Below are 26,409 nucleotides of genomic sequence, written 5' to 3'. Positions count from 1 at the left end.
GGGGGCGTGTCAGGGGGCGAGGGCGCCTCAGGGGCGGTCAGCCCACCGCCGCCCTCTCCCGCTCGCGGGCGAGCGTGCCGGCGTCCTGCTTGAACGCCCACTCCATCCTCGGCTCCATCGCGAACCGGAAGACGCGCCGCACGGGCTTGGTGCACAGCAGGGTGACGGCGGCGCCGAAGGCGAGGGTCACCAGGATCTCGCCGAGCGGACGGTGCAGCCAGGGGTGGTCGAACCAGCCGCGGTAGTCGGCGAACTTCACCAGGAAGCCGTGCAGCAGATAGCCGTACAGAGTGCCCGCGCCGAGCGCCGTGAACCACGTCTTCCGGCCGGGCACCCAGGCGAAGAAGCAGGCCGTCAGCAGCAGCGAGCAGCCCATCATCGCGAGCGTCATCACCGGGCCGCACCACCAGGGCGCGCCCAGTTCCTGTGCGGAGTCGCGGTGGTAGAACCACGCGGTGTTCATGCGCGGCACCGCCCACCAGCCGACGGCCAGCGCGGCGGCGAACACCGGCACCGCGGCGATCCGCAACCAGCGGCGGCGCACCAGCTGGAAGTGCTCGGGCTTCATGCACAGGCCGAGCACGAAGTACGGCAGGAACTGCAGGACGCGCTGCAGATCGAGGTCGTCACCGATGTTGGGGGTGACCGACGCCAGCATGGCGATGCCGAGGGCGACCGCGAACGGCGAGCGCACCAGCTTCCAGATCGGTGTCGTCAGCCGCCAGATGAACAGCGCGACCAGGAACCAGGTCAGGTACCAGGGATCGAGGAGGCTGATCTCGTCGTGCGAGCCCGTGACCAGGTTCTTGAACGTCGGGTACGCCGTCTCGAAAAGGACGTACGGCACCACGACACCGGTGATCAGCCGCTTCAGCCGGTCCGGGCGCATGTCGAAACTGCGCGAGAAGAAGCCGGAGATGATGATGAACGCCGGCATGTGGAAGCAGTACACGACGGTGTACGCGCTCTCCAGGATCCGGCTGTCGCTCTTCAGCGGCTCCCAGGAGTGACCCATGGCGACGAGCACGATCGCCAGGTACTTGGCGTTGTCGAAGAACGAGTCGCGCTGCTTGCCGTCGCGCTGTTCGCCGGGTCTGTCCGCCTCCGCCTGCCCCTCCTGTGCACTCAGCGGGGTACGTGGACCGGGTACTCCGTCCGCCGGCGACTGTGCCGGGGGGAGCGGCCTGCGGTTCTGGCCGGGGGAGGAGGCGGCGTCAAACATCTCAGGCACCCTAGCGCCGTCCGTGGGATTTCGTAAAACCCCTGCAACCATTCCCGGTTAACGCCTTCGGATGCCCGTCAATTTCACGAACTCGGCATCTCCGTCTAGGTGATGGTGCGCACACAAGACCATCGGTTCACCCCCGATGTCCCGATTCATCCCCACTAAATGGGGCATACGGCGTCTCTGTGTCGTCAATTCGAATTGCCTGCCCACAGGATGTGTGGAGGTGGCAACGAACTCGCGTAATTCCCGGGGGAGTCACGTGCGGCGAGCCCGGTCGAATTACTGTGCGGCCGGTGGCCCGCGCAGGTCGGATGCCCGACGTTGTGTCACGGGCCGCATGGGTGGGCCGGGTTGGTGGCACCATGGTTCCTGGCGGGGGTGCGCGGGCCGCACCCCCGGGCCGGGAGAGCGGACCGACCGAGGGTGTGATCAGTTGTGGCCATTTCACTGTCTGTGGTGCTGCTGTTGGCGATCATCCTTGTAGTGCTCCTGAGAGGGGGGAGCATCAAGGCGGGCCCCGCGATCGTCGCGGTCCTCTTCGGTTTCTTCCTCGCCTCGACGGGCATGGCCCCGTCCATCGACCGCTTCCTGAACTCGATAGCGGACTCCATCAACTCGATCAAGTTCTGACCGGAACGGGGTCCGGGTAGTTGAAACTTTGAGCAACTTCAACCGTGCGAATGGCTCGCTCATCCCGTCCGACGACGTGGGGAGGGCTGATCGGCCCCGGAACGGCTGAAGGCCCAGAGAGAGGAAAAGAACCTCTCACCTGGGCCTTCGGCGTACAGAGCGGGCGACGGGAATCGAACCCGCGTAGCTAGTTTGGAAGACTAGGGCTCTACCATTGAGCTACGCCCGCAGCACCGCGCCGCAGGTCGGTGACCGCGGCACTGGAGGCATCGTAGCGGGTCGCCCGCTGTCGAGGCCAACGAGTTGATCCGGAGCGCCGCCACATGTGCGGCCTCGGAGAATGCGGCCGACGTAGTCGTCCGGGGCATGTACCCTACGTGTCGCACCAGACGGGGTGTGGCGCAGCTTGGTAGCGCGTCCGCTTTGGGAGCGGAAGGCCGTGGGTTCAAATCCCGCCACCCCGACCACCAGCTCACGACGTCGTGATGATCGCCTTTTGGGGCGCTGACCGGCTGCGGTTACTATGCAAACTGCGCGCCCGTGTGTCCCGGCCCACTCGGCCTACGAACTCCTCCGGGCGGCGAATCCGCCGGACCAGTCTGGCTCCGGCAGAAACCAAGAAGTCAGCCACAAGGAGACCGAACCGTGAAGAGCGCCGTGGAGACCCTGAACCCGACCCGGGTTCGGCTCACTGTCGAGGTGCCCTTCGAGGAGCTCAAGGACAGCCTCGACGCGGCGTACAAGAAGATCAACCAGCAGGTCACGGTGAAGGGCTTCCGCAAGGGCAAGATCCCGGCCCGGGTCATCGACCAGCGGTTCGGTCGTGGCGCCGTGCTGGAGGAGGCCGTCAACGACGCGCTTCCGAAGTTCTACACCGAGGCGGTCAACGAGGCTGAGCTCAGCCCGCTGGGCCAGCCCGAGGTCGACATCACCGAGCTGAAGGACGGCGAGACGCTGAACTTCACCGCCGAGGTCGACGTCCGCCCGGCCCTGGAGATCCCGGACTACTCCGGCATCGAGGTCGAGGTCGACGCCGTCGAGGTCACCGACGAGGACGTCGAGAAGTCGGTCGAGCAGCTGCGCGAGCGCTTCGCCTCCACCTCCCCGGTCGAGCGCGCCGCCGAGGACGGCGACGTCGTCACCATCGACCTGGAGGCCAAGGTCGACGGCGAGGTGCTGGAGGACGGCATCGCCAACGGCGTCTCCTACACCATCGGCTCCGGTGAGCTGCTCGACGGCATCGACGACGCCGTCAAGGGCCTGTCCGCCGGTGAGGAGGCCACCTTCACCTCCGAGCTGAAGGGCGGCTCCGCGGCCGGCAAGGAGGCCGAGGTCACCGTCAAGGTCACCCAGGTCGCCGCCCGTGAACTGCCCGAGCTGGACGACGAGTTCGCGCAGCTCGCCTCCGAGTTCGACACCCTGGACGAGCTCAAGGCCGACAGCCGCAAGCGCCTCGCGAACATGAAGCAGTTCGACCAGGCCACCCAGGCCCAGGAGCGCGTCCTGGAGAAGCTCCTCGAGCTGGTCGAGGTCCCGGTCCCCGAGAAGCTGCTCGAGGACGAGATCAACACCCGCAAGCACAACCTGGAGCACCACCAGCTCGGCCAGATGGGCCTGACCCTCGACAAGTACCTGGAGATCCAGGGCAAGACCGCCGAGGAGTTCGACACCGAGACCCGTGAGGCCGCGGTCAAGGGCATCAAGACCCAGTTCGTCCTGGACGAGCTGGTCAAGAAGGAGCAGCTCAACGTCAACCAGGAGGAGCTCACCGAGCACCTCATGCGGCGTGCGGCGTCCTCCGGGATGTCCCCCGACCAGTTCGCCCAGGCCGTCGTCGAGGGCGGCCAGGTGCCGCTCCTGGTCGGCGAGGTCGCCCGCGGCAAGGCCCTGGCCGTCGTGGTCGAGTCCGCCACGGTGAAGGACACCAACGGCGAGATCGTCGACCTGGACGACGAGGAGGAGGAGACCGAGGCCGCCGAGGCGTCGGAGACCTCCGAGGAGACCACCGAGGGCTGAGCAGCCCTACGGCGCCTCTGAAGCGCCTACGACGGGCCCTGGGGACTTTCCCCGGGGCCCGTTTGTGGTACCCGGAGGGCAGCGGCCTCGAGGGCGCGGGGCCGTATCGACATGCGGCTCCGCCGCGGGCTCGAACAACCCCCACCCACCCGCGGCCCGGCGACAACCGAACCACCCCCTACGAACCGCACTCGCCCCCCAGCGGAGCGCTACGCCCCCGGCGAACACCCGCATTCCCGGGATTCCCCGAAGGGACCATCGCGTTAGGGTCCATGAAAGGCAGAACAATGAGACGGCCCGGCGCCGTCGTAAGACGAGCAGGTGGATACGTGACGAATCTGATGCCCTCCGCCGCCGGCGAGCCTTCCATCGGTGGTGGCCTCGGCGACCAGGTCTACAACCGGCTGCTCAACGAGCGGATCATCTTCCTCGGCCAGCAGGTTGACGACGACATCGCCAACAAGATCACCGCGCAGCTGCTGCTCCTCGCCGCCGACCCGGACAAGGACATCTACCTCTACATCAACAGCCCCGGCGGCTCGGTGACGGCCGGCATGGCGATCTACGACACCATGCAGTACATCCCGAACGACGTGGTCACGATCGGCATGGGCATGGCGGCGTCGATGGGCCAGTTCCTGCTCACCGGCGGCACCGCCGGCAAGCGCTTCGCCCTGCCGCACACCGACATCATGATGCACCAGGGCTCCGCGGGCCTGGGCGGTACGGTCTCGGACATCAAGATCCAGGCCCAGTACCTGCTGCGCACGAAGAAGACCATGTCCGAGCTGACCGCGCTGCACTCCGGCCAGTCCGTCGAGACGATCATCCGCGACGGCGACCGCGACCGCTGGTTCACCCCGGAAGAGGCCAAGGAGTACGGTCTCATTGACGAGATCATCACGCACGCCTCGGGTGTTCCGGGAGGCGGCGGCACCGGTGCCTGACCGGCCCGGCCGCGCCACGCACCGCCACGACCCCAGCCCCCAGAACGCCACCAGGACGGTGAACACCCCATGAGCAACTTCCCCGGCGCCGCCAGCGGCATGTACGAAGGGCCCCGCCCCGACAGCCGCTACGTCATCCCGCGCTTCGTCGAGCGCACCTCCCAGGGCATCCGTGAGTACGACCCGTACGCGAAGCTCTTCGAGGAGCGCGTGATCTTCCTGGGCGTCCAGATCGACGACGCCTCCGCCAACGACGTCATGGCGCAGCTGCTGTGCCTGGAGTCGATGGACCCGGACCGGGACATCTCGATCTACATCAACAGCCCCGGCGGCGACATGACCGCCCTCACGGCGATCTACGACACGATGCAGTTCGTGAAGCCCGACATCCAGACGGTCTGCATGGGCCAGGCGGCCTCCGCGGCGGCCATCCTGCTCGCCGCCGGTACGCCCGGCAAGCGCATGGCCCTGCCGAACTCGCGCGTGCTGATCCACCAGCCCGCGGGCTCCACCGGCCGCGGTCAGCTCTCCGACCTGGAGATCATCGCCAACGAGTTCACCCGGATGCGTGAGCAGCTGGAGAACATGCTGGCGAAGCACTCGAACCAGCCGATCGAGAAGATCCGCGAGGACATCGAGCGCGACAAGATCCTCACGGCCGAGGAGGCGCTGGAGTACGGCCTCGTCGACCAGATCATCTCCACCCGCAAGCTGAACAACGCCACGGTCCGCTGACGCGGAACGGCATACTCTGGGCCCCCCTTGGCAGGGTCCGCGCCAAGTGAACCCTGCCAAGGGGGGCCCGAACACGGGGCCCGGCAAGGTACCGTCGACATAAGGCAGCACCAGGAGCCGCTGGACTCGAAAGCGTCCGGGCGTCTCCCAGGCGAAGGGGAAGCACACCGTGGCACGCATCGGTGACGGCGGCGATCTGCTCAAGTGCTCGTTCTGCGGCAAGAGCCAGAAGCAGGTCAAGAAGCTCATCGCAGGGCCCGGTGTGTACATCTGCGACGAGTGCATCGACCTCTGCAACGAGATCATCGAGGAGGAGCTCGCCGAGACGAGCGAGGTGCGCTGGGAGGAACTCCCGAAGCCCCGCGAGATCTACGAGTTCCTCGAGGGCTATGTGGTCGGCCAGGAAGCGGCCAAGAAGGCGCTCTCCGTCGCGGTGTACAACCACTACAAGCGGGTCCAGGCGGGCGAGAACGGCGGCCCGGGCGGCCGTGACGACGCCATCGAGCTGGCGAAGTCCAACATCCTCCTGCTGGGCCCCACGGGTTCTGGCAAGACCCTCCTCGCGCAGACCCTGGCGCGCATGCTCAACGTCCCCTTCGCGATCGCCGACGCGACGGCGCTGACGGAGGCGGGGTATGTCGGCGAGGACGTCGAGAACATCCTCCTGAAGCTGATCCAGGCCGCGGACTACGACGTCAAGAAGGCCGAGACCGGGATCATCTACATCGACGAGATCGACAAGGTGGCGAGGAAGAGCGAGAACCCCTCGATCACCCGTGACGTCTCGGGCGAGGGCGTACAGCAGGCCCTCCTGAAGATCCTCGAAGGCACCACGGCCTCGGTCCCGCCCCAGGGCGGCCGCAAGCACCCCCACCAGGAGTTCATCCAGATCGACACGACGAACGTCCTGTTCATCGTGGGCGGTGCCTTCGCCGGCCTGGAGAAGATCATCGAGGCGCGGGCCGGGGCGAAGGGCATCGGCTTCGGCGCGACGATCCTCTCCAAGCGCGAGCTGGAGTCCAAGGACGTCTTCGAGGACGTCATGCCGGAGGACCTGGTCAAGTTCGGCATGATCCCGGAGTTCATCGGCCGCCTCCCGGTGATCACGAGCGTCCACAACCTGGACCGCGAGGCCCTGCTCAAGATCCTGGTGGAACCCCGCAACGCCCTGGTCAAGCAGTACCAGCGCCTCTTCGAACTCGACGGCGTGGAGCTGGACTTCGAGCGCGAGGCCCTGGAGGCCATCGCCGACCAGGCCATCCTCCGCCAGACCGGCGCCCGGGGCCTGCGAGCCATCATGGAGGAAGTCCTCCAGGGCGTCATGTACGAGGTCCCCTCCCGCAAGGACGTGGCCCGCGTCGTCATCACCGCCGACGTGGTCCTCTCCAACGTCAACCCGACCCTGATCCCGCGGGACGCGCGGGGCCGGGGCTCCGGCGAGCAGAAGTCGGCGTAAGCCCCCCGGACATGGGAAAGGGCCCCGGTCGACCCTCCAGTTCCACTGGTCGACCGGGGCCCTTCGCCGTGGCGACTGACGGCGTCAGGCCTTGACGCGGATCTCCCCGCGCAGCTTCTTGGTGAGGTCGACCGCGGTGTCCTTGGAAACGTCGCCGGTGTTGTCGCCGGGGGCGACCATGGCGATGGTGCTGTAGTCGGCCCAGGCGCAGAACCAGTCGGTCTGCTGCTGCCTGGTGAGCAGGTTGGTGCCCTTGGCCGCCTGGCACTTCATGACCGCGCCGTCGATGTCGACCGACACGGCTTCGCCGATGAATTCGGTCTTGCTCGAAGAACCGCCGGACGAATCGTTCGACTGGGAACTCTTCTTGATGTTCACGAAGAACGCGTCCAGAGCTGCCTTCGGGTCGGCGATCTTGCCGTAGGCGCCGACGACGCGCAGGCCCTTGGCCGTCAGAAGCTCGGTCTTGCTGGGCGCGGTGGAGGGATCCTGCGGGTTGTAATGGCTGAGGTCGGCCGTCGTGTACCCGGCGAGGACGGCCGTGCCGTTCTGCACACCGCCCTTCTGCAGGTCCTTCACGGTTTGCGAATCGTTGTTGGCGGTCTCGCCGTCCGTGGTCACCCGGTTGTACTGGCCGAGCACCTTCGCCGGCGTCGTCAGCTTGTGGGGACCGTCGTCGGTGAGCCCGGACCCGCTTCCGCCGAGGACGAGGTACGCCCCCACACCGATGGCCGCCACCACGGCCACCGCCCCGATGATCAGCCCCGTCTTCTTCTTGCCGCCGCCCGGAGCCGGCGGCTGCGGCACGCCGTAGGGCTGCTGGCCATAAGGATGGGGCTGCTGACCGTACGGGTTCGGCTGCTGCGGCACGCCGCCCTGCTGCGGGTAGCCATAACCCGGCTGCGGCTGCGGCTGCGGCGGCGCGGCCGGAGGCGCCTGCTGGGGATAGCCGTAGCCGGGCTGCGGGGCCTGCGGCGGCTGCTGGCCATAGGGGCCCGGCTGACCGTAGGGCCCCGGCTGGCCGTACGGTCCAGGCTGCCCCGGCTGGCCGTACGGACCCGGCTGCTGGGGCGGCCCGCCGTACGGGCCCGGCTGGTTGTTGCTCATCTCTGGGTTCCCCCTAGAACGCTTATGTGTTCCTGACATCCTGGACCAGGCACAGGAAACGCATGGCACCGGGGGCCGCACCGTTACAGAACAAACGCGTTTCAGGACCACCCCGTGACACCTCTAAACTGACCCCCGTGACCGAGAACGCTCAGCAGCAGCCACCCGCGCCCGACACCGAACTGCCGACCCAGTACGCGCCGGCCGATGTAGAGCGGCCGCTGTACGAGCGCTGGGTAGAGCGCGGTTACTTCGAGGCGGACGAGAAGAGCGACAAGCCGCCGTACACGATCGTCATCCCGCCGCCGAACGTCACCGGCAGCCTGCACCTGGGCCACGCCTTCGAGCACACCCTCATCGACGCCCTGACCAGGCGCAAGCGCATGCAGGGGTACGAGACGCTGTGGCAGCCGGGCATGGACCACGCCGGTATCGCCACGCAGAACGTCGTCGAGCGCGAGCTGGGCAAGGAAGGCAGGTCCCGGCACGACCTCGGGCGTGAGGCCTTCGTCGAGCGCGTCTGGCAGTGGAAGGCCGAGTCCGGCGGGCAGATCTCCGGCCAGATGCGCCGCCTCGGTGACGGCGTCGCCTGGTCGCGTGAGCGTTTCACCATGGACGAGGGGCTCTCCCAGGCCGTCCAGACCATCTTCAAGCGCCTCTACGACGACGAGCTGATCTACCGCGCCGAGCGCATCATCAACTGGTGCCCGCGCTGTCTGACGGCCATCTCGGACATCGAGGTCGAGTACCAGGACGACGACGGCGAGCTGGTCTCGCTGAAGTACGGCGACGGGGACGACACCGTCGTCGTCGCCACCACCCGTGCCGAGACGATGCTCGGTGACACGGCCGTCGCCGTCCACCCGGACGACGAGCGCTACAAGCACCTCGTCGGCAAGCTCATCAGGCTCCCGCTGACCGACCGTTCCATCCCGGTCGTCGCGGACACCCACGTCGACCCCGAGTTCGGCACCGGCGCCGTCAAGGTCACCCCGGCCCACGACCCGAACGACTTCGAGATCGGCCAGCGGCACGACCTGCCGTCCATCTCGGTCATGGACGAGCACGCCGTCATCACCGCGCACGGCCCCTTCCAGGGCCTGGACCGCCTGGAGGCCCGCTCCGCCATCGTCGCCGCGCTGCGCGCCGAGGGCCGGATCGTCTCCGAGAAGCGGCCCTACGTCCACTCCGTCGGCCACTGCTCGCGCTGCAAGACCACCATCGAGCCGCGCCTGTCCATGCAGTGGTGGGTCAAGGTCGGCCCGCTGGCCAAGGCCGCCGGTGACGCCGTCCGCGACGGCCGCGTCAGGATCCACCCGCAGGAGATGGAGAAGCGGTACTTCGACTGGGTCGACAACCTCCACGACTGGTGCATCTCGCGGCAGTTGTGGTGGGGCCACCGGATTCCGGTCTGGTACGGACCGAACGGCGAGGTCGTCTGCGTCGGCCCGGACGACGAACCGCCCACCGGCGAGGGCTGGCACCAGGACACCGACGTCCTCGACACCTGGTTCTCCTCCGGCCTGTGGCCGTTCTCCACCCTCGGCTGGCCCGAACAGACCGAGTCGCTCGCGAAGTTCTACCCGAACTCCGTCCTGGTCACCGGCTACGACATCCTCTTCTTCTGGGTCGCCCGGATGATGATGTTCGGCCTGTACGCGATGGACGGCACCCCGCCGTTCCACACCATCGCCCTGCACGGCATGGTCCGCGACCAGTTCGGCAAGAAGATGTCGAAGTCCTTCGGCAACGCGGTCAACCCGCTGGACTGGATGGACAAGTACGGCAGCGACGCGCTGAGGTTCACCCTGGCCCGCGGCGCGAACCCCGGCGTCGACGTCCCGATCGGCGAGGACTGGGTCCAGGGCTCCCGCAACTTCGCCAACAAGATCTGGAACGCCACCCGTTTCGCCCTGATGAACGGCGCGACGGTTCAGGGCCCGCTGCCGGAGCCGTCGGCCATGTCGGCGACCGACCGCTGGATCCTCTCCCGCCTGAACTCCGTCGTGGCCGAAGTCGACGCCCACTACGACGACTTCCAGTTCGCCAAGCTGTCGGACGCCCTCTTCCACTTCGCGTGGGACGAGGTCTTCGACTGGTACGTCGAGCTGTCCAAGACCGTCTTCCAGGCGGGCGGCGAGCCGGCCGAGGTCAGCAAGCGGGTCCTGGGCGAGGTCCTCGACGTCACGCTGAGGCTGCTGCACCCGGTGGTCCCGTTCGTCACGGAGACCCTGTGGACGACGCTGACGGGCGGTGAGTCGGTCGTCATCGCCGAGTGGCCGAAGGACAGTGGCTTCCGTGACGCGGCGGCCGAGCAGGAGATCGAGACCCTCCAGTCGGTCATCACCGAGGTCCGCCGCTTCCGCGCCGACCAGGGCCTGCAGCCGGGCCAGCGGGTCCCGGCCCGCCTGACGCTCGACGGTACGGCCCTCGCCCCGCACGAGGCCGCCATCCGCCAGCTTCTGCGCCTCCAGCCGGAGGGCGACTCCTTCACGGCCACGGCCACCCTCCCGGTCGCCGGCGCCGAGGTCGCGCTCGACCTCTCCGGCACGATCGACGTGGCGGCCGAGCGCAAGCGCCTCGCCAAGGACCTCGCCGCCGCCGAGAAGGAGAAGGCCCAGGCCACGGCGAAGCTCGGCAACGAGGCGTTCCTCGCCAAGGCCCCGGAGAACGTGGTGGACAAGATCCGCACCCGCCTGGCCAAGGCCGAGGAGGACATCGCCCGCATCACCGCCCAGCTGGAGAAGCTGCCGCAGGCGTAGCGTTCGTACGGCGATGAAGGCCCCCGGAGCTGTTCAGGCGCGGGGGTCTTCGCGCGCCCGAAGGACCCGCACCCGGGCGACAAGACAAGCCACCCCATACCGGCGCCGCGAAGCCCTCGCCCGCTCCGTAGACTGGGCACCGTGAGCGACCCGAATGGCACCGACCCCCTCGACAATTTCGACGAGATCATCGAGGCCGAAACCACCCGCGATCCCGATCTCGCCGTGATCGAGGCCGGCAGCCGTACCCTGCGGACCCAGGGCGGTCAGCCGCACGCCGACGTACCCACGCGGCCCGAGGACCCGGAGGTCGACAAGGCCCTGCGCGAGGTCGAGGCCGAGCTGGCCACCCGCTGGGGCGAGACCAAGCTGGAGCCCTCGGTCAGCCGCATCTCCGCGCTGATGGACGTCCTCGGCGAGCCCCAGCGGTCGTACCCCTCGATCCACATCACGGGCACCAACGGCAAGACCTCCACCGCCCGCATGATCGAGGCCCTGCTCGGCGCCTTCGAGCTGCGCACCGGCCGCTACACCAGCCCCCACGTGCAGTCGATCACCGAGCGGATCAGCCTGGACGGCGCCCCGGTCTCCGCCGAGCGGTTCGTCGAGACGTACCAGGACATCAAGCCGTACGTCGAGATGGTCGACGGACAGCAGGAGTACCGGCTGTCGTTCTTCGAGGTACTCACCGGCATGGCGTACGCCGCCTTCGCGGACGCCCCCGTGGACGTCGCCGTCGTCGAGGTCGGCATGGGCGGCTCCTGGGACGCGACCAACGTCATCGACGGTGACGTCGCGGTGATCACCCCGATCGACCTGGACCACACCGACCGCCTCGGGGAGACGCCCGCGGAGATCGCCGGCGAGAAGGGCGGGATCATCAAGCAGGACGCGACCGTGATCATGGCCCAGCAGCCGGTCGACGCGGCGCAGGTGCTGCTGAAGAAGGCCGTCGAGGTGGACGCCACCGTGGCCCGCGAGGGGCTGGAGTTCGGGGTCGTCGCCCGGCAGGTCGCCGTCGGCGGGCAGCTGCTCACCCTGCGCGGCCTCGGCGGCGAGTACCCCGAGGTGTACCTCCCGCTGCACGGCGCCCACCAGGCGCACAACGCGGCCGTGGCCCTCGCCGCCGTCGAGGCGTTCTTCGGCGTCGGCGAGCAGCGCCCGGATCCGCTGGACATCGACACCGTCCGCAAGGCCTTCGCGGCCGTGTCCTCCCCGGGCCGCCTGGAGGTCGTACGGCGCTCCCCGACCGTCGTGCTGGACGCCGCGCACAACCCGGCGGGGGCGCGGGTGACCGCGGAGGCGGTGCAGGAGGCGTTCGATTTCAGCCGGCTGATCGGGGTCGTGGGCGCGAGCGGCGACAAGAACGTGCGGGGTCTGCTGGAGGCCTTCGAGCCGATCTTCGCCGAGGTCGTCGTCACGCAGAACTCCACCCCTCGCGCGATGGACGCCGACGAGCTGGCCGCGATCGCCGTCGAGGTGTTCGGTGAGGAGCGGGTGCAGGTCGAGCCGCGGCTGCCGGACGCCCTGGAGGCCGCGATCACGCTGGCCGAGGAGGAGGGCGAGTTCGCGGGCGGCGGTGTGCTGATCACCGGTTCCGTCATCACGGTCGGCGAGGCCCGGCTGCTGCTGGGGAAGGGCTGAGGCTCGAGATGCGTACGCTCTGTGCATCGACACTGATCGGCGAGTTCTTCGTCATCGGGTTCGCCGGGCTGGTCGCCATGAAGGACCCGAGCCTGTCCGTCTCCACGGTGTGGCTGGTCAGCGGCATCGCCATGCTGCTGTGCGTGCTGCTGTGCGGGATGGTGACCCGGCCCGGCGGGGTGGCCCTCGGCTGGGCCCTGCAACTCGCGCTGATCGCCTCCGGTGTGTTTGTCCCGACCATGTTCTTCATGGGCGCGGTGTTCGCGGCGCTGTGGTGGGCGTCGGTGCACTTCGGCAGAAAGGTGGACGAGGCGAAGGCCAGATTCGCCGCGCAGGCGGAGTCCGGTTCCTCTACACCTGACGCTGCGTAACGGACGCCCCGACACGCCCTGTAACCTCGTCCCACCACCGCAGACGTCCGTCAGAAGGAGTCCCCCCGTGAGCCAGCGCACCCTCGTCCTGCTCAAGCCCGACGCCGTCCGTCGCGGCCTGACCGGCGAGATCATCAGCCGTATCGAGCGCAAGGCCGGCTGGCAGATCACCGCGCTGGAGCTGCGCACCCTGGACCGTGCCACGCTGGAGCAGCACTACGCCGAGCATGTCGGCAAGCCGTTCTACGAGCCGCTGGTCGAGTTCATGTCCTCCGGCCCGGTGGTCGTGCTGATCGTCGAGGGCGAGCGGGTCATCGAGGGTGTGCGTGCGCTCGCCGGCCCGACCGACCCGATCGCTGCCGCGCCGGGCTCCATCCGCGGTGACTTCGGCGTGATCGTCCGCGAGAACCTGATCCACGCCTCCGACTCCGAGGAGTCCGCCGAGCGCGAGGTGAAGATCTTCTTCCCGGGCCGCGCGTGAGCTGTCGCGAGCTGAGTTTTCGCTAATTTTTCTGAGGGGGCGTCAGCTCGCCCGGTGGCGCCTGACCAGGGACGGCCGTACATTTCGGCCGTCCTTTGGCATATGCCTGGCCGATCGGGGGAACGCGTGCCTCCGATGGACCGTCTCCACAAGCGGGGCGGGCCGCCACATGGTGACAATGGCGGAGACCCTCGCGCAGTGTTCGTGCAGGCGCGTTTACGATGGAAGCCTTCACGTCACAGCACCCGCCTCGCCGACCTGATATGCCCTCAAAAGCGCAGGAAGGCCAGATGAATCCGGATGGGGAACTCAATGTCGTTCATCGGCCGTGACATGGCTGTCGACCTCGGGACCGCCAACACGCTGGTGTACGTCAGGGGTCGCGGAATCGTACTCAACGAGCCGTCCGTCGTCGCGATCAACACCAACACCGGTGGCATCCTCGCGGTCGGTGCCGAAGCGAAGAAGATGATCGGCCGGACGCCGGGCAACATCGTGGCCGTCCGCCCGCTGAAGGACGGCGTGATCGCCGACTTCGAGATCACCGAGCGGATGCTCCGCTACTTCATCCTGAAGATCCACAAGCGGCGGTATCTCGCCCGGCCGCGGGTCGTCGTCTGCGTGCCCTCGGGCATCACGGGCGTCGAGCGCCGCGCCGTGATCGAGGCGTCCTCCCAGGCGGGTGCGCGCCAGGTGCACATCATCGAGGAGCCCATGGCCGCCGCCATCGGCTCCGGCCTGCCGGTCCACGAGGCCACGGGCAACATGGTGGTGGACATCGGCGGCGGTACCACGGAGGTCGCGGTCATCTCGCTCGGCGGCATCGTCACCGCCCAGTCCATCCGGGTCGCGGGCGACGAGCTGGACAACGCGATCATCCAGTACATCAAGAAGGAGTACAGCCTTCTGCTGGGTGAGCGCACGGCCGAGCAGATCAAGATCACGATCGGTTCGGCGTACGACCTCGACTCCGACGAGCACACCGAAGTCCGTGGCCGGGACCTGGTGTCCGGGCTGCCGAAGACCGTCGTCATCTCGGCCGCCGAGGTCCGCAAGGCGATCGAGGAGCCCGTCAACGCGATCGTCGACGCGGTCAAGACGACCCTCGACAAGTGCCCGCCGGAGCTGTCCGGCGACATCATGGACCGAGGAATCGTTCTGACCGGCGGCGGAGCCCTGCTGCGCGGCCTGGACGAGCGGCTGCGCCGGGAGACCGGAATGCCGATCCACATCGCCGAGGACCCGCTGGACAGCGTCGCGCTCGGCTCCGGGAAGTGCGTCGAGGAGTTCGAGGCGCTGCAGCAGGTCCTGGACGCCCAGCCGCGCAGATGACGTAACGCTTCGATTCCGCCGTACGAGACTCCTCTCCTCTCGTGCGGCGGATCGTTGATTAAAAGGCATAAGCTCCCACAAATGGGCCCCAGGGTTTGCGTTCGGCGCAAGGTCCGCAAAGGGGCTCCCGAATTCCTATCGAGGAAGGGCACGGCCGCCGCACGTGAGGGACACGAAAGAGAGCCGGCTGCTCCTGGTCCTGCTGGTCGCCATCGCGTTCGCGCTGATCACGGTGGACATCCGCGGGGGCCGGAACTCCCCGGTGGACGGTGCCCGGCAGGCCGCGGCCGCGGTGTTCGGCCCCGTCGAGAACGGCCTGTCCTCGGCGGTGGATCCGGTCGGCAACGCCGTCTCCGCGATCCGGGACTCCGGCAGCCGGCACGACCGGCTCGCCCGGCTGGAGACGGAGAACGCGGCCCTCAAGGCGAAACTCGGCAGCGACGACCGCAACCGCAGCCGGCTGAACCAGCTCGACAAGATGCTGAAGATCGCCGGCGAGGGCCAGTACGGCATCAAGGGCGCCCAGGTCATCGCCATAGGAGCGGCCCAGGGCTTCTCCTGGACCGTCACCATCGACGCCGGTGCCAACGACGGCATCAAGCGCGACATGACCGTCCTCAACGGCGACGGGCTGGTCGGCCGCGTCACCACCGTCGGCCCGGACACCTCCACCGTGCTGCTCGCCAACGACCCCGACTTCACCGTCGGCACCCGCATGGAGGGCGGTGACGAACTCGGCTTCGCCTCCGGGCAGGGCGACCGGCCGCTGCGCGTGGAACTGCTCAACGGCCAGGCCGAGGTGAAGAAGGGCGACCGCCTCGTCACCTTCGGCTCGCAGGCCGACCGGCCGTTCGTGCCCGGCGTCCCGGTCGGCGTGGTCTCCCGCGTCGAGCCCTCCAACGGCGGCCTCACCCGCACGATCTACGTCACCCCGTACGTCGCCTTCACCAAGCTCGACGTCGTCGGCGTGGTCGTCCAGGCCCCGAAGAAGGACCCGCGCGACGAGGTCCTGCCGGCCAAACCCCAGCCCGTCCCGACGCCGACGGTGACCGTCACGGTGACCCCCTCGGCCAACGCGAACAACACGACCGGCCAGCAGCAGTAGGAGCTGACTCTTCCATGCGCCTCAACCGGATCCTGCTCTCCAGCGCGCTGGTCGTCGTGGCCCTGGTGATCCAGGTGAGCGTCCTCGCCCGCCTGCACCTGCCGGGCGCCGTCCCCGACCTGCTGCTGCTCACCGTCCTCGGCCTCGCCATGGTGTACGGCCATGTCGGCGGCGCCCTCGTCGGCTTCGGCGCCGGTCTGCTCGCCGACCTGGCACCGCCCGCCGACCACGCGGCCGGCCGCTACGCCCTCGTGCTGTGCGTCACCGGCTACTTCGCCGGGCTCGCCAGACCGGAGAACGGCCGCCTGAAGTCCGCGACCGGCCCGATGGCCGTCGTGGTCGCCGCCGCCATCGGCTCCACGCTCCTGTACGCGGGCGTCGGCGCCCTGGTCGGCGACACCGCCGCCCGTCATGTCGGCCTGCCCGGGCTGCTGTTCTCGGCCGCCCTGTACGACCTGCTGCTCGCCCCGTTCGTGGTCCCCGGGATCATGTGGCTGGCCCGCCGCGCGGACAACGACCCGCTGACCGAGACCGGCCCCGCCGCCAAGGCCGGTGACATCTCCGCCGGCTGGCTCTCCTCCGGCACCGGCCTGCGCATCGGCAGCCAGCGGGGCGGCTTCGGCGCCCTGAAGGCCAAAGCCCGCACCCGCACCACGCGGGTCGGCCGGATCAAGGGGGTCAAGCGGCTGTGACGGCACGGGAGTTCACTCGAACGGGTCAGCCGGCGCGGAACGCGGGCTCACAGGCTGGTCGTTCATCATTCGTACGTGTACTCGCACCTGCGCACTGAGAGGGGGAGACCGCCGCAGTGACCAACATCCCCGAGACCGGTCGGACCCCACGGGTCCAGATCCGGCTCGTCGTGATCCAGATCCTCGTCCTCTCCCTGCTCGGCACGCTCGGCGGCCGGCTCTGGTACCTGCAGATCCGCGAGGGCGCCCAGTACCAGAAGGAGGCCTCCGGCAACCACGTCCAGCAGGTCGTCGACCCCGCCGTGCGCGGCGACATCCTGGACGCCCGCGGCGTGCCCCTCGCGGACAACGAGACCCGCCTGGTCGTCTCCGCCTCCCGCACCGACCTGCTCAAGCAGAAGGACGACGGCAAGGCCGTCCTCACCAAGCTGGCCGGCGTCCTCGGCATGACGCCCGAGGAGGTCGTCCAGAAGGTCCGGCTGTGCGACGCCAAGACCCCCAAACCATGCTGGAACGGCTCGCCGTACCAGCCGATCCCGATCACCGACAAGGCCACGCCCAAGCAGGCCCTGCAGATCCGTGAGCGCGCCGAGGACTTCCCCGGCATCACCGCAGCGCCCGAGGCCGTGCGCCGCTACCCCGGCCCGGGCAACTCCAACACCGCGCAGGTCCTCGGCTACCTCTCGCCCGTCACCGACGCCGAGATCCAGCAGGCCAAGGCCACCGACTCGCCCTACCTGCGCTCCGACATGGTCGGCCGCTCCGGCCTGGAGCGGGAGTACGACAAGGAACTGCGCGGCAAGGCCGGCGTCACCCGCTACGAGGTCGACAACCTCGGCCGGGTCATCGGCAAGGCCAAGTCGGACGCCGCCGAGCCCGGCTCGAACCTGGTCACCAGCATCGACTCCCGCGTCCAGCGCGTCGCGGAGTACGAGCTCGACAAGGCGATGAAGGCCGCCCGCCAGCAGTTCGACAAGAACACCGGCGAGAACTTCAAGGCCGACTCCGGCGCCGTCGTCGTCATGGAGGCCAAGACCGGCCGGATAGTGGCCATGGCCTCGGCCCCGACCTACGACCCGAACGTGTGGGTGGGCGGCATCTCCGCCAAGGACTACAAGGACCTCACCGGCAAGGACTCCGACTACCCACTGCTCAACAGGGCCATTCAGGGTCAGGCGGCCCCCGGTTCGACGTTCAAGGTCGTCTCCACGGCCGCCGCGGTCCAGGCCGGCTACCCCTGGGACGGCGGCTACCCCTGCACCAGCTCCTACTCGGTCGGCGGCCAGGTCTTCAAGAACTTCGAGGGCGAGAACTTCGGCGACATCTCCCTCGGGCGCGCCCTGGAGGTCTCCTGCGACACCGTCTTCTACGGCCTCGGCGACAGGGAGTGGAAGAAGGACGGCGGCATCAACCCCAAGAAGGGCCAGCCGAAGGACTGGTTCTTCAAGACGGCCCACCAGTTCGGCCTCGGCAAGGAGACCGGCATCGACCTGCCCAACGAGGTCACCGGCCGCGTCCCGGACCGCCAGTGGAAGCTGGACTACTGGAACGCCAACAAGGACGCCTGGTGCAAGTCCGGCAAGAAGGACGGCTCCTACGTCGAGAGGATCGCCTACGAGAACTGCCTCGAAGGCAACAAGATGCGCGAGGGCGACGAGATCAACTACTCCATCGGCCAGGGCGACACGCTCGTCACACCGATCCAGGAGGCCATGATCTACGGCGCCGTCGCCAACGGCGGCACCGAATACGTCCCGACCATCGGCAAGGCGATCATCAGCGCCGACGGCAAGACCGTCCAGGAGATCAAGCCCAAGGTGCAGCGCAAGCTCCCGGTCAGCCAGGCCACCCTCAAGGGCATGGACGACGCCTTCGCGGGCGTCATCACCCGCGGTACGGCCGCGTGGAAGTTCAACGGCTGGCCCCAGGACAAGATCACGCTGCACGGCAAGACCGGTACCGCCGAGGTCTACGGCAAGCAGACCACCGGCTGGCTGGCCACGTACTCCAAGGACTACTCGGTGATCATGACGATCTCCCAGGCCGGTACGGGTTCCGGTTCCGCCGGTGAAGCCGTGCGCAACATCTACAGCGCGCTCTACGGCGTCCAGGGCGACGGCTCCATCGACAACAAGAAGGCACTGCTGCCCCAGCCGCAGAAGGGCCTGCCGAAGGTCCGCACCGACGGCACCATCGAGGCCCCGAAGGTCGCCGGCGACCCGGCGAAGGACGCCGAGGCCTCCCAGCAGAACAACCCCAGCAACGGCAGCGACCAGCAGCCCGCCACCTCGCCCTCGCCCACCACGGGCAACCGCAACACCCGCAGGCGACCACGCAGGACCCCGAGGCGGGGAAGCCGGAGGATGCCCTCATGACCGGCGCCAACAGCTTCTCCGTCTCCGGGTACGGCCCCGAGCGGGCCGGCTGGACCAGGCTCTTCGCCCGTGACTCGCTGACCCGCAGACTCGACTGGCCCATACTGCTGTCCGCCGTCGCGCTGTCCCTGATCGGGTCCGCGCTGGTGTTCTCCGCGACCCGCAACCGCACCGAGATCAACCAGGGAGACCCGTACTTCTTCCTGGAACGGCACCTGATGAACCTCGGCATCGGGTTCGCCCTGATGATCGGCACGCTCTGGCTGGGCCACCGCGCCCTGCGCAACGCCGTGCCGATCCTCTACGGCCTGTCGGTCCTGCTGGCCCTGACGGTCCTCACCCCGCTCGGCGCCACCATCAACGGCCAGCGCAACTGGCTCGTCATCGGCGGCTTCTCGCTCCAGCCCGCCGAGTTCCTCAAGATCTCCATCATCCTGGGCATGGCGATGATGCTCGCGGCCCGAGTGGACGCCGGCGACAAGATCTACCCGGACCACCGGACCGTGGCGCAGTCCCTGGGCCTCGCGGCCGTACCCTGCATGATCCTGCTGCTCATGCCGGACCTCGGCTCGGTGCTCGCCATGGTGGCCATCATCCTCGGCGTGCTGCTCGCCTCCGGCGCCTCCAACCGCTGGGTCTTCGGCCTGCTCATCACCGGGGTGATCGGCTGCATCGCCATCTGGCAGCTGCACATCCTGGACCAGTACCAGATCAACCGGTTCGCCGCGTTCGCCAACCCCGACCTGGACCCGGCGGGCGTCGGCTACAACACCAACCAGGCCCGCATCGCGATCGGCTCCGGCGGCCTGACGGGAGCCGGCCTCTTCCACGGCTCGCAGACCACCGGCCAGTTCGTGCCCGAGCAGCAGACGGACTTCGTCTTCACGGTCGCGGGCGAGGAACTGGGCTTCCTCGGCGCCGGCCTCATCATCTTCCTGCTCGGCGTCGTGCTGTGGCGGGCCTGCCGCATCGCCCGCGACTCCACCGAGCTGTACGGGACGATCGTGGCCGCCGGGATCGTCGCCTGGTTCGCCTTCCAGTCCTTCGAGAACATCGGCATGACCCTCGGCATCATGCCGGTCACCGGCCTGCCACTGCCGTTCGTGTCGTACGGCGGCTCGTCGATGTTCGCGGTGTGGATGGCCGTGGGACTGCTGCAGTCGATCAAGGTGCAGAGACCCATGTCGGCATAGGTGCCCGGCGTCCGGTTCACCGGGTGCATGACGGGAATTTTCCGTTCATTCACCCAGGGCTGCCCCCTGCCGCTCCACCGCCCGGACAACTAGATTCGATCCATGGCGGATGCGAAACGCGAGATCGAGCGCAAGTACGAATCCGACGACAGCGGGCTGCCCGACCTGACCGGCGTCGGCGGAGTGGCGACCGTCCTGGACAAGGGCCAGGTGGAACTCGACGCCACCTACTACGACACCGCCGACGAGCGCCTGGCCGCCGCCGCCCTCACCCTGCGCCGCCGCACCGGAGGCTCGGACGCCGGCTGGCATCTGAAGTTCCCCGTCGAACCGGGCGTGCGCGACGAGATCCGGGCCCCGCTCTCCGACACCGTCCCGGAGGAGATCGCCGCCCTCGTCCGCTCCCGGGTCCGGGACGCCGCACTGGTCCCGCTGGTCCGGCTGCGCTCCGCCCGCGATGTGCGCCACCTGGTCGACGCCGACGGCACCCTGCTGGCCGAGGCGAGCGTCGACGCCGTGACCGCCGAGCGCCTCGACGGCAAGGGCAGTACCGCCCAGTGGACCGAGATCGAGGTGGAACTCGCCGACGACGGCGACCCCGCCTTCCTGGACCTGGTGGAGAAACGGCTGCGCAGGGCGGGCGTACGCCCCTCGAAGTCACCGTCGAAGCTCGCCCGGGCCCTGGAACAGACCGGAGGACAGCGCCGCAGGAAGGCCAAACCCACGCCCCCGGTCACGGCCGGTGACCACGTGCTCGCCTATCTGCGCGCCCAGCGGGACGTACTGGTCGAACTCGACCCCGCCGTCCGCCGGGACGTGCCCGACTCCGTGCACCGCATGCGGGTCGCCACCCGCCGCGCCCGCAGCACCCTGCGCAGCTTCCGCTCCGTCCTCGACCGCGCCGTCACCGACCCGGTCGCGGCCGAGCTGAAATGGCTCGCGGGCGAGCTGGGCGTCGACCGCGACCACGAGGTGATGGCCGAACGCCTGACGGCCGCCGTCAAGGCCCTCCCGTCCCACCTGGTCGTCGGACCGCTCCCCGAACGCCTCACCTCCTGGACCGAGCGCCGCCGCGGCGGCGCACAGCCCCACCTGACCGGCGTCCTGAACTCCCGCCGCTACCTGACCCTGCTGGACACCCTGGACGCCCTCCTCGCCGACCCGCCGCTGCGCAAAGCCGCCGGGAAAAAGCCGGAGAAGGTGCTCGCCAAGGCCATGGACAAGGACCTGGCGACCCTCTCCGCCCTGGTCGAGCGGGCGATCGCCGTCCCGCCCGGCGAGGCACGCGACGTCGCCGTGCACGAGGCCCGCAAGAAGGCCAAGCGCACCCGCTACGCCGCCGAGGCGGCCACACCCGCCCTCGGCACACCGGCCCGCTCCCTGACCAAGGCGACGAAGTCCCTGACCACCCTCCTCGGCGACCACCAGGACAGCGTCATGACCCGACTGACCCTGCGCGAGCTGTCCGCGGTGGCCCACGCGGCGGGGGAGAGCACCTTCACGTACGGGGTGCTGTACGGCCGCGAGGAGGCCCGGGCGGCACAGGCCGAGGCGGAGCTGCCGGGACTCTGGAAGGAGATCAAGTCCGGGGCCACCCGCTGAGCGTTCGGGGGAGCCGCTCGGCCGGGTTAGGCTTGATGGTCACCCCTGTCAGCTCATGAAGGTTCGCGAGATGCCTGTCGAGTCGGTTTTCCCGCAGCTCGAAGCTCTGCTCCCCCACGTGCAGAAGCCGATCCAGTACGTCGGCGGAGAGCTCAACTCCACCGTCAAGGACTGGGACGAGTGCGACGTCCGCTGGGCGCTCATGTACCCGGACGCGTACGAGGTCGGCCTGCCCAACCAGGGCGTCCAGATCCTCTACGAGGTCCTCAACGAGCAGGAGGGCGTCCTCGCCGAGCGCACCTACAGCGTGTGGCCGGACCTGGAGGCCCTGATGCGCGAGCACGGCGTCCCTCAGTTCACGGTGGACACCCACCGCCCCGTGAAGTCCTTCGACGTGTTCGGCCTGAGCTTCTCCACGGAGCTGGGCTACACGAACATGCTGACGGCCCTGGACCTTGCAGGCATCCCCCTGGAGTCCAAGGACCGCACGGACGACGACCCGATCGTCCTGGCCGGCGGCCACGCCGCCTTCAACCCCGAGCCGATCGCCGAGTTCATCGACGCGGCGGTCATCGGCGACGGCGAGCAGGCCGTGCTGGACATGACCCGGATCATCCGCGCGTGGAAGGCCGAGGGCTGCCCCGGCGGCCGCGAGGAGGTCCTGTTCCGCCTGGCGAAGACCGGCGGGGTCTACATCCCGGCGTTCTACGACGTCGAGTACCTCCCCGACGGCCGTATCGCCCGCGTGGTCCCCAACAAGAGCGGTGTCCCCTGGCGCGTGTCGAAGCACACGGTCATGGACCTGGACGAGTGGCCGTACCCCAAGCAGCCCCTCGTCCCCCTGGCCGAGACGGTCCACGAGCGCATGTCGGTGGAGATCTTCCGCGGCTGCACCCGCGGCTGCCGCTTCTGCCAGGCCGGCATGATCACCCGCCCGGTGCGCGAGCGCTCGATCACGGGCATCGGCGAGATGGTCGACAGGGGCCTGAAGGCAACGGGCTTCGAGGAGGTGGGCCTCCTCTCCCTGTCCTCGGCGGACCACTCGGAGATCGGCGACATCGCCAAGGGCCTGGCCGACCGCTACGAGGACGACAAGATCGGCCTCTCGCTCCCCTCCACCCGCGTGGATGCCTTCAACATCGACCTGGCGAACGAGCTGACGAGGAACGGCCGCCGCTCGGGCCTCACCTTCGCCCCCGAGGGCGGCTCGGAGCGCATCCGCAAGGTCATCAACAAGATGGTCTCCGAGGACGACCTGATCCGTACCGTCGCCACGGCCTACGGCAACGGCTGGCGCCAGGTGAAGCTGTACTTCATGTGCGGCCTGCCGACGGAGACCGACGATGACGTCCTCCAGATCGCCGACATGGCGACCCACGTCATCCAGAAGGGCCGCGAGGTCTCGGGCTCGAACGACATCCGCTGCACGGTCTCGATCGGCGGTTTCGTCCCCAAGCCCCACACTCCCTTCCAGTGGGCGCCCCAGCTCTCCGCGGAGGAGACGGACGCCCGCCTGGCCAAACTGAGGGACAAGATCCGCGGCGACAAGAAGTACGGCCGCTCGATCGGCTTCCGCTACCACGACGGTAAGCCGGGCATCGTCGAGGGCCTCCTCTCCCGCGGCGACCGCCGCATCGGCGCGGTGATCCGCGCGGTGTACGACGACGGCGGCCGCTTCGACGGCTGGCGCGAGCACTTCTCCTACGACCGCTGGATGGCCTGCGCCGACAAGGCCCTCGCCCCCTTCGGCGTCGACGTCGACTGGTACACCACCCGCGAGCGCACCTACGAGGAGGTCCTCCCCTGGGACCACCTCGACTCGGGCCTGGACAAGGACTGGCTCTGGGAGGACTGGCAGGACGCCCTCGACGAAACAGAGGTCGAGGACTGCCGCTGGACCCCTTGCTTCGACTGCGGCGTCTGCCCGCAGATGGACACCCACATCCAGATCGGCCCGACCGGCAAGAAGCTTCTGCCCCTGACGGTCAAGAACGCCGGCCCGGCGCCTGCTGCGAGCGGTCACGCGCACTGAGGTGGGCGGGGCACTCGATCGGGTGGTTGAGGCGCTGGCGGGGGTGAGCGAGGAGGAGGTGGCGGCTGCGCTGGCTGCGGCCGGCGCTTCGGTCCCTCGCCCGTCGGCGCCTCTGGCGTCCTCTCGGACGCCGTTGCCGGGCCCTGGAAGTACCCCGTACATCGTTTCCGAGGTGGAGTGGGTCTGAGGGATCTGCAGCTTGCCTGAACGTTCTGCCCCCGCGCTCCTCTCTGATGGGAGGAGCGCTCGTAGCTGGGTGGATTCTTATCGGGTCAGAGAGCCAGCACGCACCTGCACAGGAAAGCGCCGCCCCAGAGATCCACTCAACTCAAGAAGTCCAAGGCGACAAGCGTGCCGCCCACGAAGATCCAGATCCAGCCCATGATCCGAAGTGTGGCTGAGCCCCCGATCATTGGCAAGAAACGGGCTGCATGTTGGTATGTCCGGTCTGCAATCCCTTTGATGTTCAGGGCGAAGAACCAGCCGAAGATGAAAAAGAGCAGCGGTCCCGGGTCCATGCCATTCACTTCTTTTCCGATCCGACTTCTGTTTGCCAACGCGACTTGGCGTCACTATACCCGCCGCCGATCTCGGCACCCAGACCGGCCCCCAACCCATACTCGATGACGTTGACGCCTTCGCCCTTCGAGTTAGTCGTTCCGACCTCCGTCTGATGGTTCCCGTACAGGCCGAGACCGAACTTGGCGGATCCACCCTTATCCCAGCCCTTGCCTTCGAGCTGACCAATGTCATCGGCGTTGCTATAGAACTCACCTGCCGTTGCGGAAACGCCGAAATCGGCACCAGCGGAATGTATGGACTTCGACGTCAGGATCCCGATCTGGGTCTTCCCGTCCGGTGTTTGCGTCTCCGCCAAAGTGATCGAGTATCCGATTCCTCCGCCTCCCCAGCCGGCTCCCACACCGAGGGTGATCCCCCGCGTTTTGTTGTAGCCTGTGGCGTTAGCGACGCCGTCGATTAGCGTTCCAACGAACTTACTTCCCAGGTCTGGACCGGGCTCCCCGTTAAAGATCGAAAGCCCCTTGACGATGCCATGGCAGATGGCCCGCACGGTATCGTCGTGCTTCTTCTTCCGCTCCGCTTCTGCCCTCTGCTCCGCGTCCTCCTTCTTGACTTCCTTCTCATATGTGGTTAGGTCGCCGACTGCCGCCCCGTTGAAGCTTTGAGCCTGGCCCAGAGGGTCCAATATCTGCTCGAGGAAGCTCCCGACGCCAGCTGCCTCGCGAAGAGCGCGACCCACGACTTGATCTTCGTCGTCGACCGCCTGCACGGCATCCTTGATCTTCTTGGTCCAGGCGGCCTCGGCGTCTTTCACCTGCGTCACGTACTTTGGGTAATCCGGGTCGTGGCGCATCGGGGTGAGTTTCCTGAAGTCATAAACCGCCTCGCCCGCGCTGTTGACAGTCATCTCGTCCTTCTCCGCCTGCTCGACCAGGTTTTTCACGTGGCCGATCAGTTGGGAGAAGCGGTCGTAGGCGCTCCGGAGAAGGGAGGCGATTGCGTGGGCTTCTGTGTGGGCATCGGTGAACTGTTTACGTGTGTTGGTGAACCGCGTACAAGCGACGTTGCTACTGACGCCAGTCCAGGAGCCGTCGTTCGCTATGGACTCCACCTTTGCCCCGTACAGGCCCCCTAGGTCGTCGAGGGTGTGGGCCATGTCGTCCCAGTCCTTGGCCGCCGTAATTAGCGCACCGAGGTCGATGGTGACCACGTCCTGATAGGTGAGATTGTTCGTTCCCATCTCCTAGCCCTCCTCTCCGAGATTGAATCCCATGCCTATCTGAGCTATCCGGCTCTTGACGCCGAGGTCGGTGTATCGGAAGTCCTGGTGGGTCTTCTCCAGGGCGGTCTGGTCTTGTCCCAGACGCCCTTTCAGGTTCTTGACCTGCAGTTCCCACTCCGCGTGCGCGGCCTTGAGAGCGGATCCGGTGGCCCAACCACTGAACTTTTGGGCCGCTGTGGCCGAGGAGTCGTCGGCGTGGCTGCCGGCCTTGTCCGTGTCAGGACGAATTACCTCCCGCAGCGCCTTGACCGCGGCCTTGTTGCCCGCGTGGTTCATCTTCAGGTCCGGCGCAGATCCGGTACCACCTCCGCCCGCTGCGTCGGCAGCGCTGTCCAGCCGCATGCCGTCCTGCCTGCGGGCCAGCGCGTCGGCCTTCAGCTGCTCCCACTCGTCCCACGCCATCTCAGGGCCTCCCCTCGTAGTTGCTGTCTCCGTACCACGGCGTCCGCCCCGGCTCAGTCGGCATGGCTGCCTGCGCCTGGGCTACCGCCGCTGCACGTCGGCGCCTGCTCACAGCCCCAGCAGCGGGCCCGCGGACGTACCCGGTCCGGATGTTGTCGGCCATCGAGTCCTCCCCCGTGCAGTCAGCCCCTCAGTAGCACCTTAGCCACTCACTTGTGGTGTCCCTGCCATCTGGTATCCGTAACAGATGCAACCCAGGCACGACAGTCGTGACCTTGCCTGATCACGGAACTCTTACGCCGCCCCGGGGGCACGGCTCGCTGGAAAATGACCATGCCTTACGGTCGGCGCTGTTCCCCGGTGCCCTCCCCCCTGGGGCGGAGCCCAGGTCGAACTCCTAAGAGGTTGTCTCATTTGGTGTCATCGGTAGTCTGGGTGTGTGCTGATCGTGGAACGCTTGGTGCCGGACGAGTTGTGGGAACTGTTCCAGCGGGC

At 68.1% G+C, this 26,409-nt stretch carries 21 protein-coding genes and 2 tRNA genes; 17 read left to right on the top strand and 6 right to left on the bottom strand.

From position 1 onward, the window contains the following. Nucleotides 1-37: 37 nt before the first annotated feature. Entirely contained in the window at nucleotides 38-1,222 is a 1,185-nt protein-coding gene (locus tag ACFYZB_RS43305; RefSeq protein ID WP_388767375.1) for an acyltransferase family protein, read from the bottom strand. A 441-nt stretch (nucleotides 1,223-1,663) separates the two neighbouring features. Here ACFYZB_RS43305 and ACFYZB_RS43300 point away from each other — a divergent pair, with 441 nt between their 5' ends. Further along, the gene (locus ACFYZB_RS43300) at nucleotides 1,664-1,858 is read left to right on the top strand and encodes a hypothetical protein (protein ID WP_351216565.1); all 195 of its coding nucleotides are present in this window, start codon (nucleotides 1,664-1,666) and stop codon (nucleotides 1,856-1,858) included. 158 nt (nucleotides 1,859-2,016) lie between these two features. Here the strand turns inward: ACFYZB_RS43300 and ACFYZB_RS43295 are convergent. After that, nucleotides 2,017-2,087, bottom strand: a tRNA-Gly gene (locus ACFYZB_RS43295). 161 nt (nucleotides 2,088-2,248) lie between these two features. Here ACFYZB_RS43295 and ACFYZB_RS43290 point away from each other — a divergent pair. The 5 genes from ACFYZB_RS43290 (at nucleotide 2,249) to clpX (ending at nucleotide 7,012) form a co-directional block, all read left to right on the top strand. Beyond that, nucleotides 2,249-2,325 (top strand) — tRNA-Pro (locus ACFYZB_RS43290). 178 nt (nucleotides 2,326-2,503) lie between these two features. Next, nucleotides 2,504-3,874 (top strand): trigger factor, encoded by a 1,371-nt coding sequence (gene tig, locus ACFYZB_RS43285; protein WP_388767374.1) that lies wholly within the window; start codon nucleotides 2,504-2,506, stop codon nucleotides 3,872-3,874. Nucleotides 3,875-4,215: 341 nt separating this feature from the next. Further along, entirely contained in the window at nucleotides 4,216-4,821 is a 606-nt protein-coding gene (locus tag ACFYZB_RS43280) for an ATP-dependent Clp protease proteolytic subunit (RefSeq protein ID WP_351216612.1), read from the top strand. Between the two features lie 69 nt (nucleotides 4,822-4,890). Continuing rightward, complete coding sequence (locus ACFYZB_RS43275) at nucleotides 4,891-5,556, top strand: ATP-dependent Clp protease proteolytic subunit (protein ID WP_351216569.1); 666 nt, start codon at nucleotides 4,891-4,893, stop codon at nucleotides 5,554-5,556. 169 nt (nucleotides 5,557-5,725) lie between these two features. Beyond that, on the top strand, nucleotides 5,726-7,012 hold the full coding sequence (gene clpX / locus ACFYZB_RS43270; protein ID WP_189948500.1) for an ATP-dependent Clp protease ATP-binding subunit ClpX: 1,287 nt from the start codon (nucleotides 5,726-5,728) through the stop codon (nucleotides 7,010-7,012). Between the two features lie 84 nt (nucleotides 7,013-7,096). Here the strand turns inward: clpX and ACFYZB_RS43265 are convergent, their stop codons facing one another. Next, nucleotides 7,097-8,119 (bottom strand): hypothetical protein, encoded by a 1,023-nt coding sequence (locus ACFYZB_RS43265; RefSeq protein ID WP_388767373.1) that lies wholly within the window; start codon nucleotides 8,117-8,119, stop codon nucleotides 7,097-7,099. A gap of 137 nt (nucleotides 8,120-8,256) precedes the next feature. On the opposite strand from ACFYZB_RS43265, the gene ACFYZB_RS43260 reads away from it, so the two are divergent. The 11 genes from ACFYZB_RS43260 (at nucleotide 8,257) to ACFYZB_RS43210 (ending at nucleotide 23,708) form a co-directional block, all read left to right on the top strand. Beyond that, a complete protein-coding gene (locus ACFYZB_RS43260) occupies nucleotides 8,257-10,881 on the top strand; it encodes a valine--tRNA ligase (protein ID WP_388767372.1) in 2,625 nt (874 codons plus the stop codon). 141 nt (nucleotides 10,882-11,022) lie between these two features. Continuing rightward, a complete protein-coding gene (locus ACFYZB_RS43255) occupies nucleotides 11,023-12,525 on the top strand; it encodes a folylpolyglutamate synthase/dihydrofolate synthase family protein (protein ID WP_351216576.1) in 1,503 nt (500 codons plus the stop codon). 8 nt (nucleotides 12,526-12,533) lie between these two features. Continuing rightward, the gene (locus tag ACFYZB_RS43250; protein WP_351216578.1) at nucleotides 12,534-12,896 is read left to right on the top strand and encodes a DUF4233 domain-containing protein; all 363 of its coding nucleotides are present in this window, start codon (nucleotides 12,534-12,536) and stop codon (nucleotides 12,894-12,896) included. Between the two features lie 67 nt (nucleotides 12,897-12,963). After that, nucleotides 12,964-13,377 carry a nucleoside-diphosphate kinase gene (gene ndk / locus ACFYZB_RS43245; RefSeq protein WP_228625078.1) on the top strand — a complete coding sequence of 138 codons (414 nt, stop codon included), beginning with the start codon at nucleotides 12,964-12,966 and terminating at the stop codon, nucleotides 13,375-13,377. Nucleotides 13,378-13,689: 312 nt separating this feature from the next. Further along, nucleotides 13,690-14,709, top strand: coding sequence for a rod shape-determining protein (locus tag ACFYZB_RS43240; RefSeq protein ID WP_020940056.1), 1,020 nt, complete (start codon nucleotides 13,690-13,692; stop codon nucleotides 14,707-14,709). 163 nt (nucleotides 14,710-14,872) lie between these two features. Next, nucleotides 14,873-15,814, top strand: coding sequence for a rod shape-determining protein MreC (gene mreC / locus ACFYZB_RS43235; RefSeq protein ID WP_351216580.1), 942 nt, complete (start codon nucleotides 14,873-14,875; stop codon nucleotides 15,812-15,814). Nucleotides 15,815-15,828: 14 nt separating this feature from the next. Continuing rightward, complete coding sequence (gene mreD, locus ACFYZB_RS43230; RefSeq protein ID WP_351216582.1) at nucleotides 15,829-16,506, top strand: rod shape-determining protein MreD; 678 nt, start codon at nucleotides 15,829-15,831, stop codon at nucleotides 16,504-16,506. Between the two features lie 116 nt (nucleotides 16,507-16,622). Continuing rightward, nucleotides 16,623-18,881, top strand: coding sequence for a penicillin-binding protein 2 (gene mrdA, locus ACFYZB_RS43225; RefSeq protein ID WP_351216584.1), 2,259 nt, complete (start codon nucleotides 16,623-16,625; stop codon nucleotides 18,879-18,881). Further along, nucleotides 18,878-20,074, top strand: coding sequence for a rod shape-determining protein RodA (gene rodA, locus ACFYZB_RS43220; RefSeq protein WP_388767370.1), 1,197 nt, complete (start codon nucleotides 18,878-18,880; stop codon nucleotides 20,072-20,074). Before mrdA ends, rodA begins: the two co-directional genes overlap by 4 nt. 102 nt (nucleotides 20,075-20,176) lie before the next feature. Further along, entirely contained in the window at nucleotides 20,177-21,676 is a 1,500-nt protein-coding gene (locus tag ACFYZB_RS43215) for a CHAD domain-containing protein (protein ID WP_388767369.1), read from the top strand. A 70-nt stretch (nucleotides 21,677-21,746) separates the two neighbouring features. Then, nucleotides 21,747-23,708 carry a TIGR03960 family B12-binding radical SAM protein gene (locus tag ACFYZB_RS43210; protein WP_388767367.1) on the top strand — a complete coding sequence of 654 codons (1,962 nt, stop codon included), beginning with the start codon at nucleotides 21,747-21,749 and terminating at the stop codon, nucleotides 23,706-23,708. 323 nt (nucleotides 23,709-24,031) lie between these two features. Here ACFYZB_RS43210 and ACFYZB_RS43205 read toward each other — a convergent pair whose 3' ends face one another. Genes ACFYZB_RS43205 through ACFYZB_RS43195 form a run of 3 tightly spaced genes read right to left on the bottom strand, consistent with a single transcriptional unit; the run spans nucleotide 24,032 to nucleotide 25,914 of the window. Continuing rightward, on the bottom strand, nucleotides 24,032-24,226 hold the full coding sequence (locus ACFYZB_RS43205) for a hypothetical protein (protein ID WP_388767365.1): 195 nt from the start codon (nucleotides 24,224-24,226) through the stop codon (nucleotides 24,032-24,034). Between the two features lie 5 nt (nucleotides 24,227-24,231). Then, nucleotides 24,232-25,470 (bottom strand): hypothetical protein, encoded by a 1,239-nt coding sequence (locus ACFYZB_RS43200; RefSeq protein WP_388767364.1) that lies wholly within the window; start codon nucleotides 25,468-25,470, stop codon nucleotides 24,232-24,234. Nucleotides 25,471-25,473: 3 nt separating this feature from the next. Beyond that, nucleotides 25,474-25,914, bottom strand: a complete 441-nt coding sequence (locus tag ACFYZB_RS43195; protein WP_388767363.1) for a hypothetical protein — start codon at nucleotides 25,912-25,914, stop codon at nucleotides 25,474-25,476. Nucleotides 25,915-26,409 lie beyond the last annotated feature (495 nt).

This window comes from Streptomyces sp. NPDC001852 (assembly GCF_042891825.1).
Classification (GTDB): domain Bacteria; phylum Actinomycetota; class Actinomycetes; order Streptomycetales; family Streptomycetaceae; genus Streptomyces.
The sequence above is the reverse complement of the archived record's forward strand: the minus strand, read 5'-3'. Positions and strand labels throughout refer to the sequence as shown.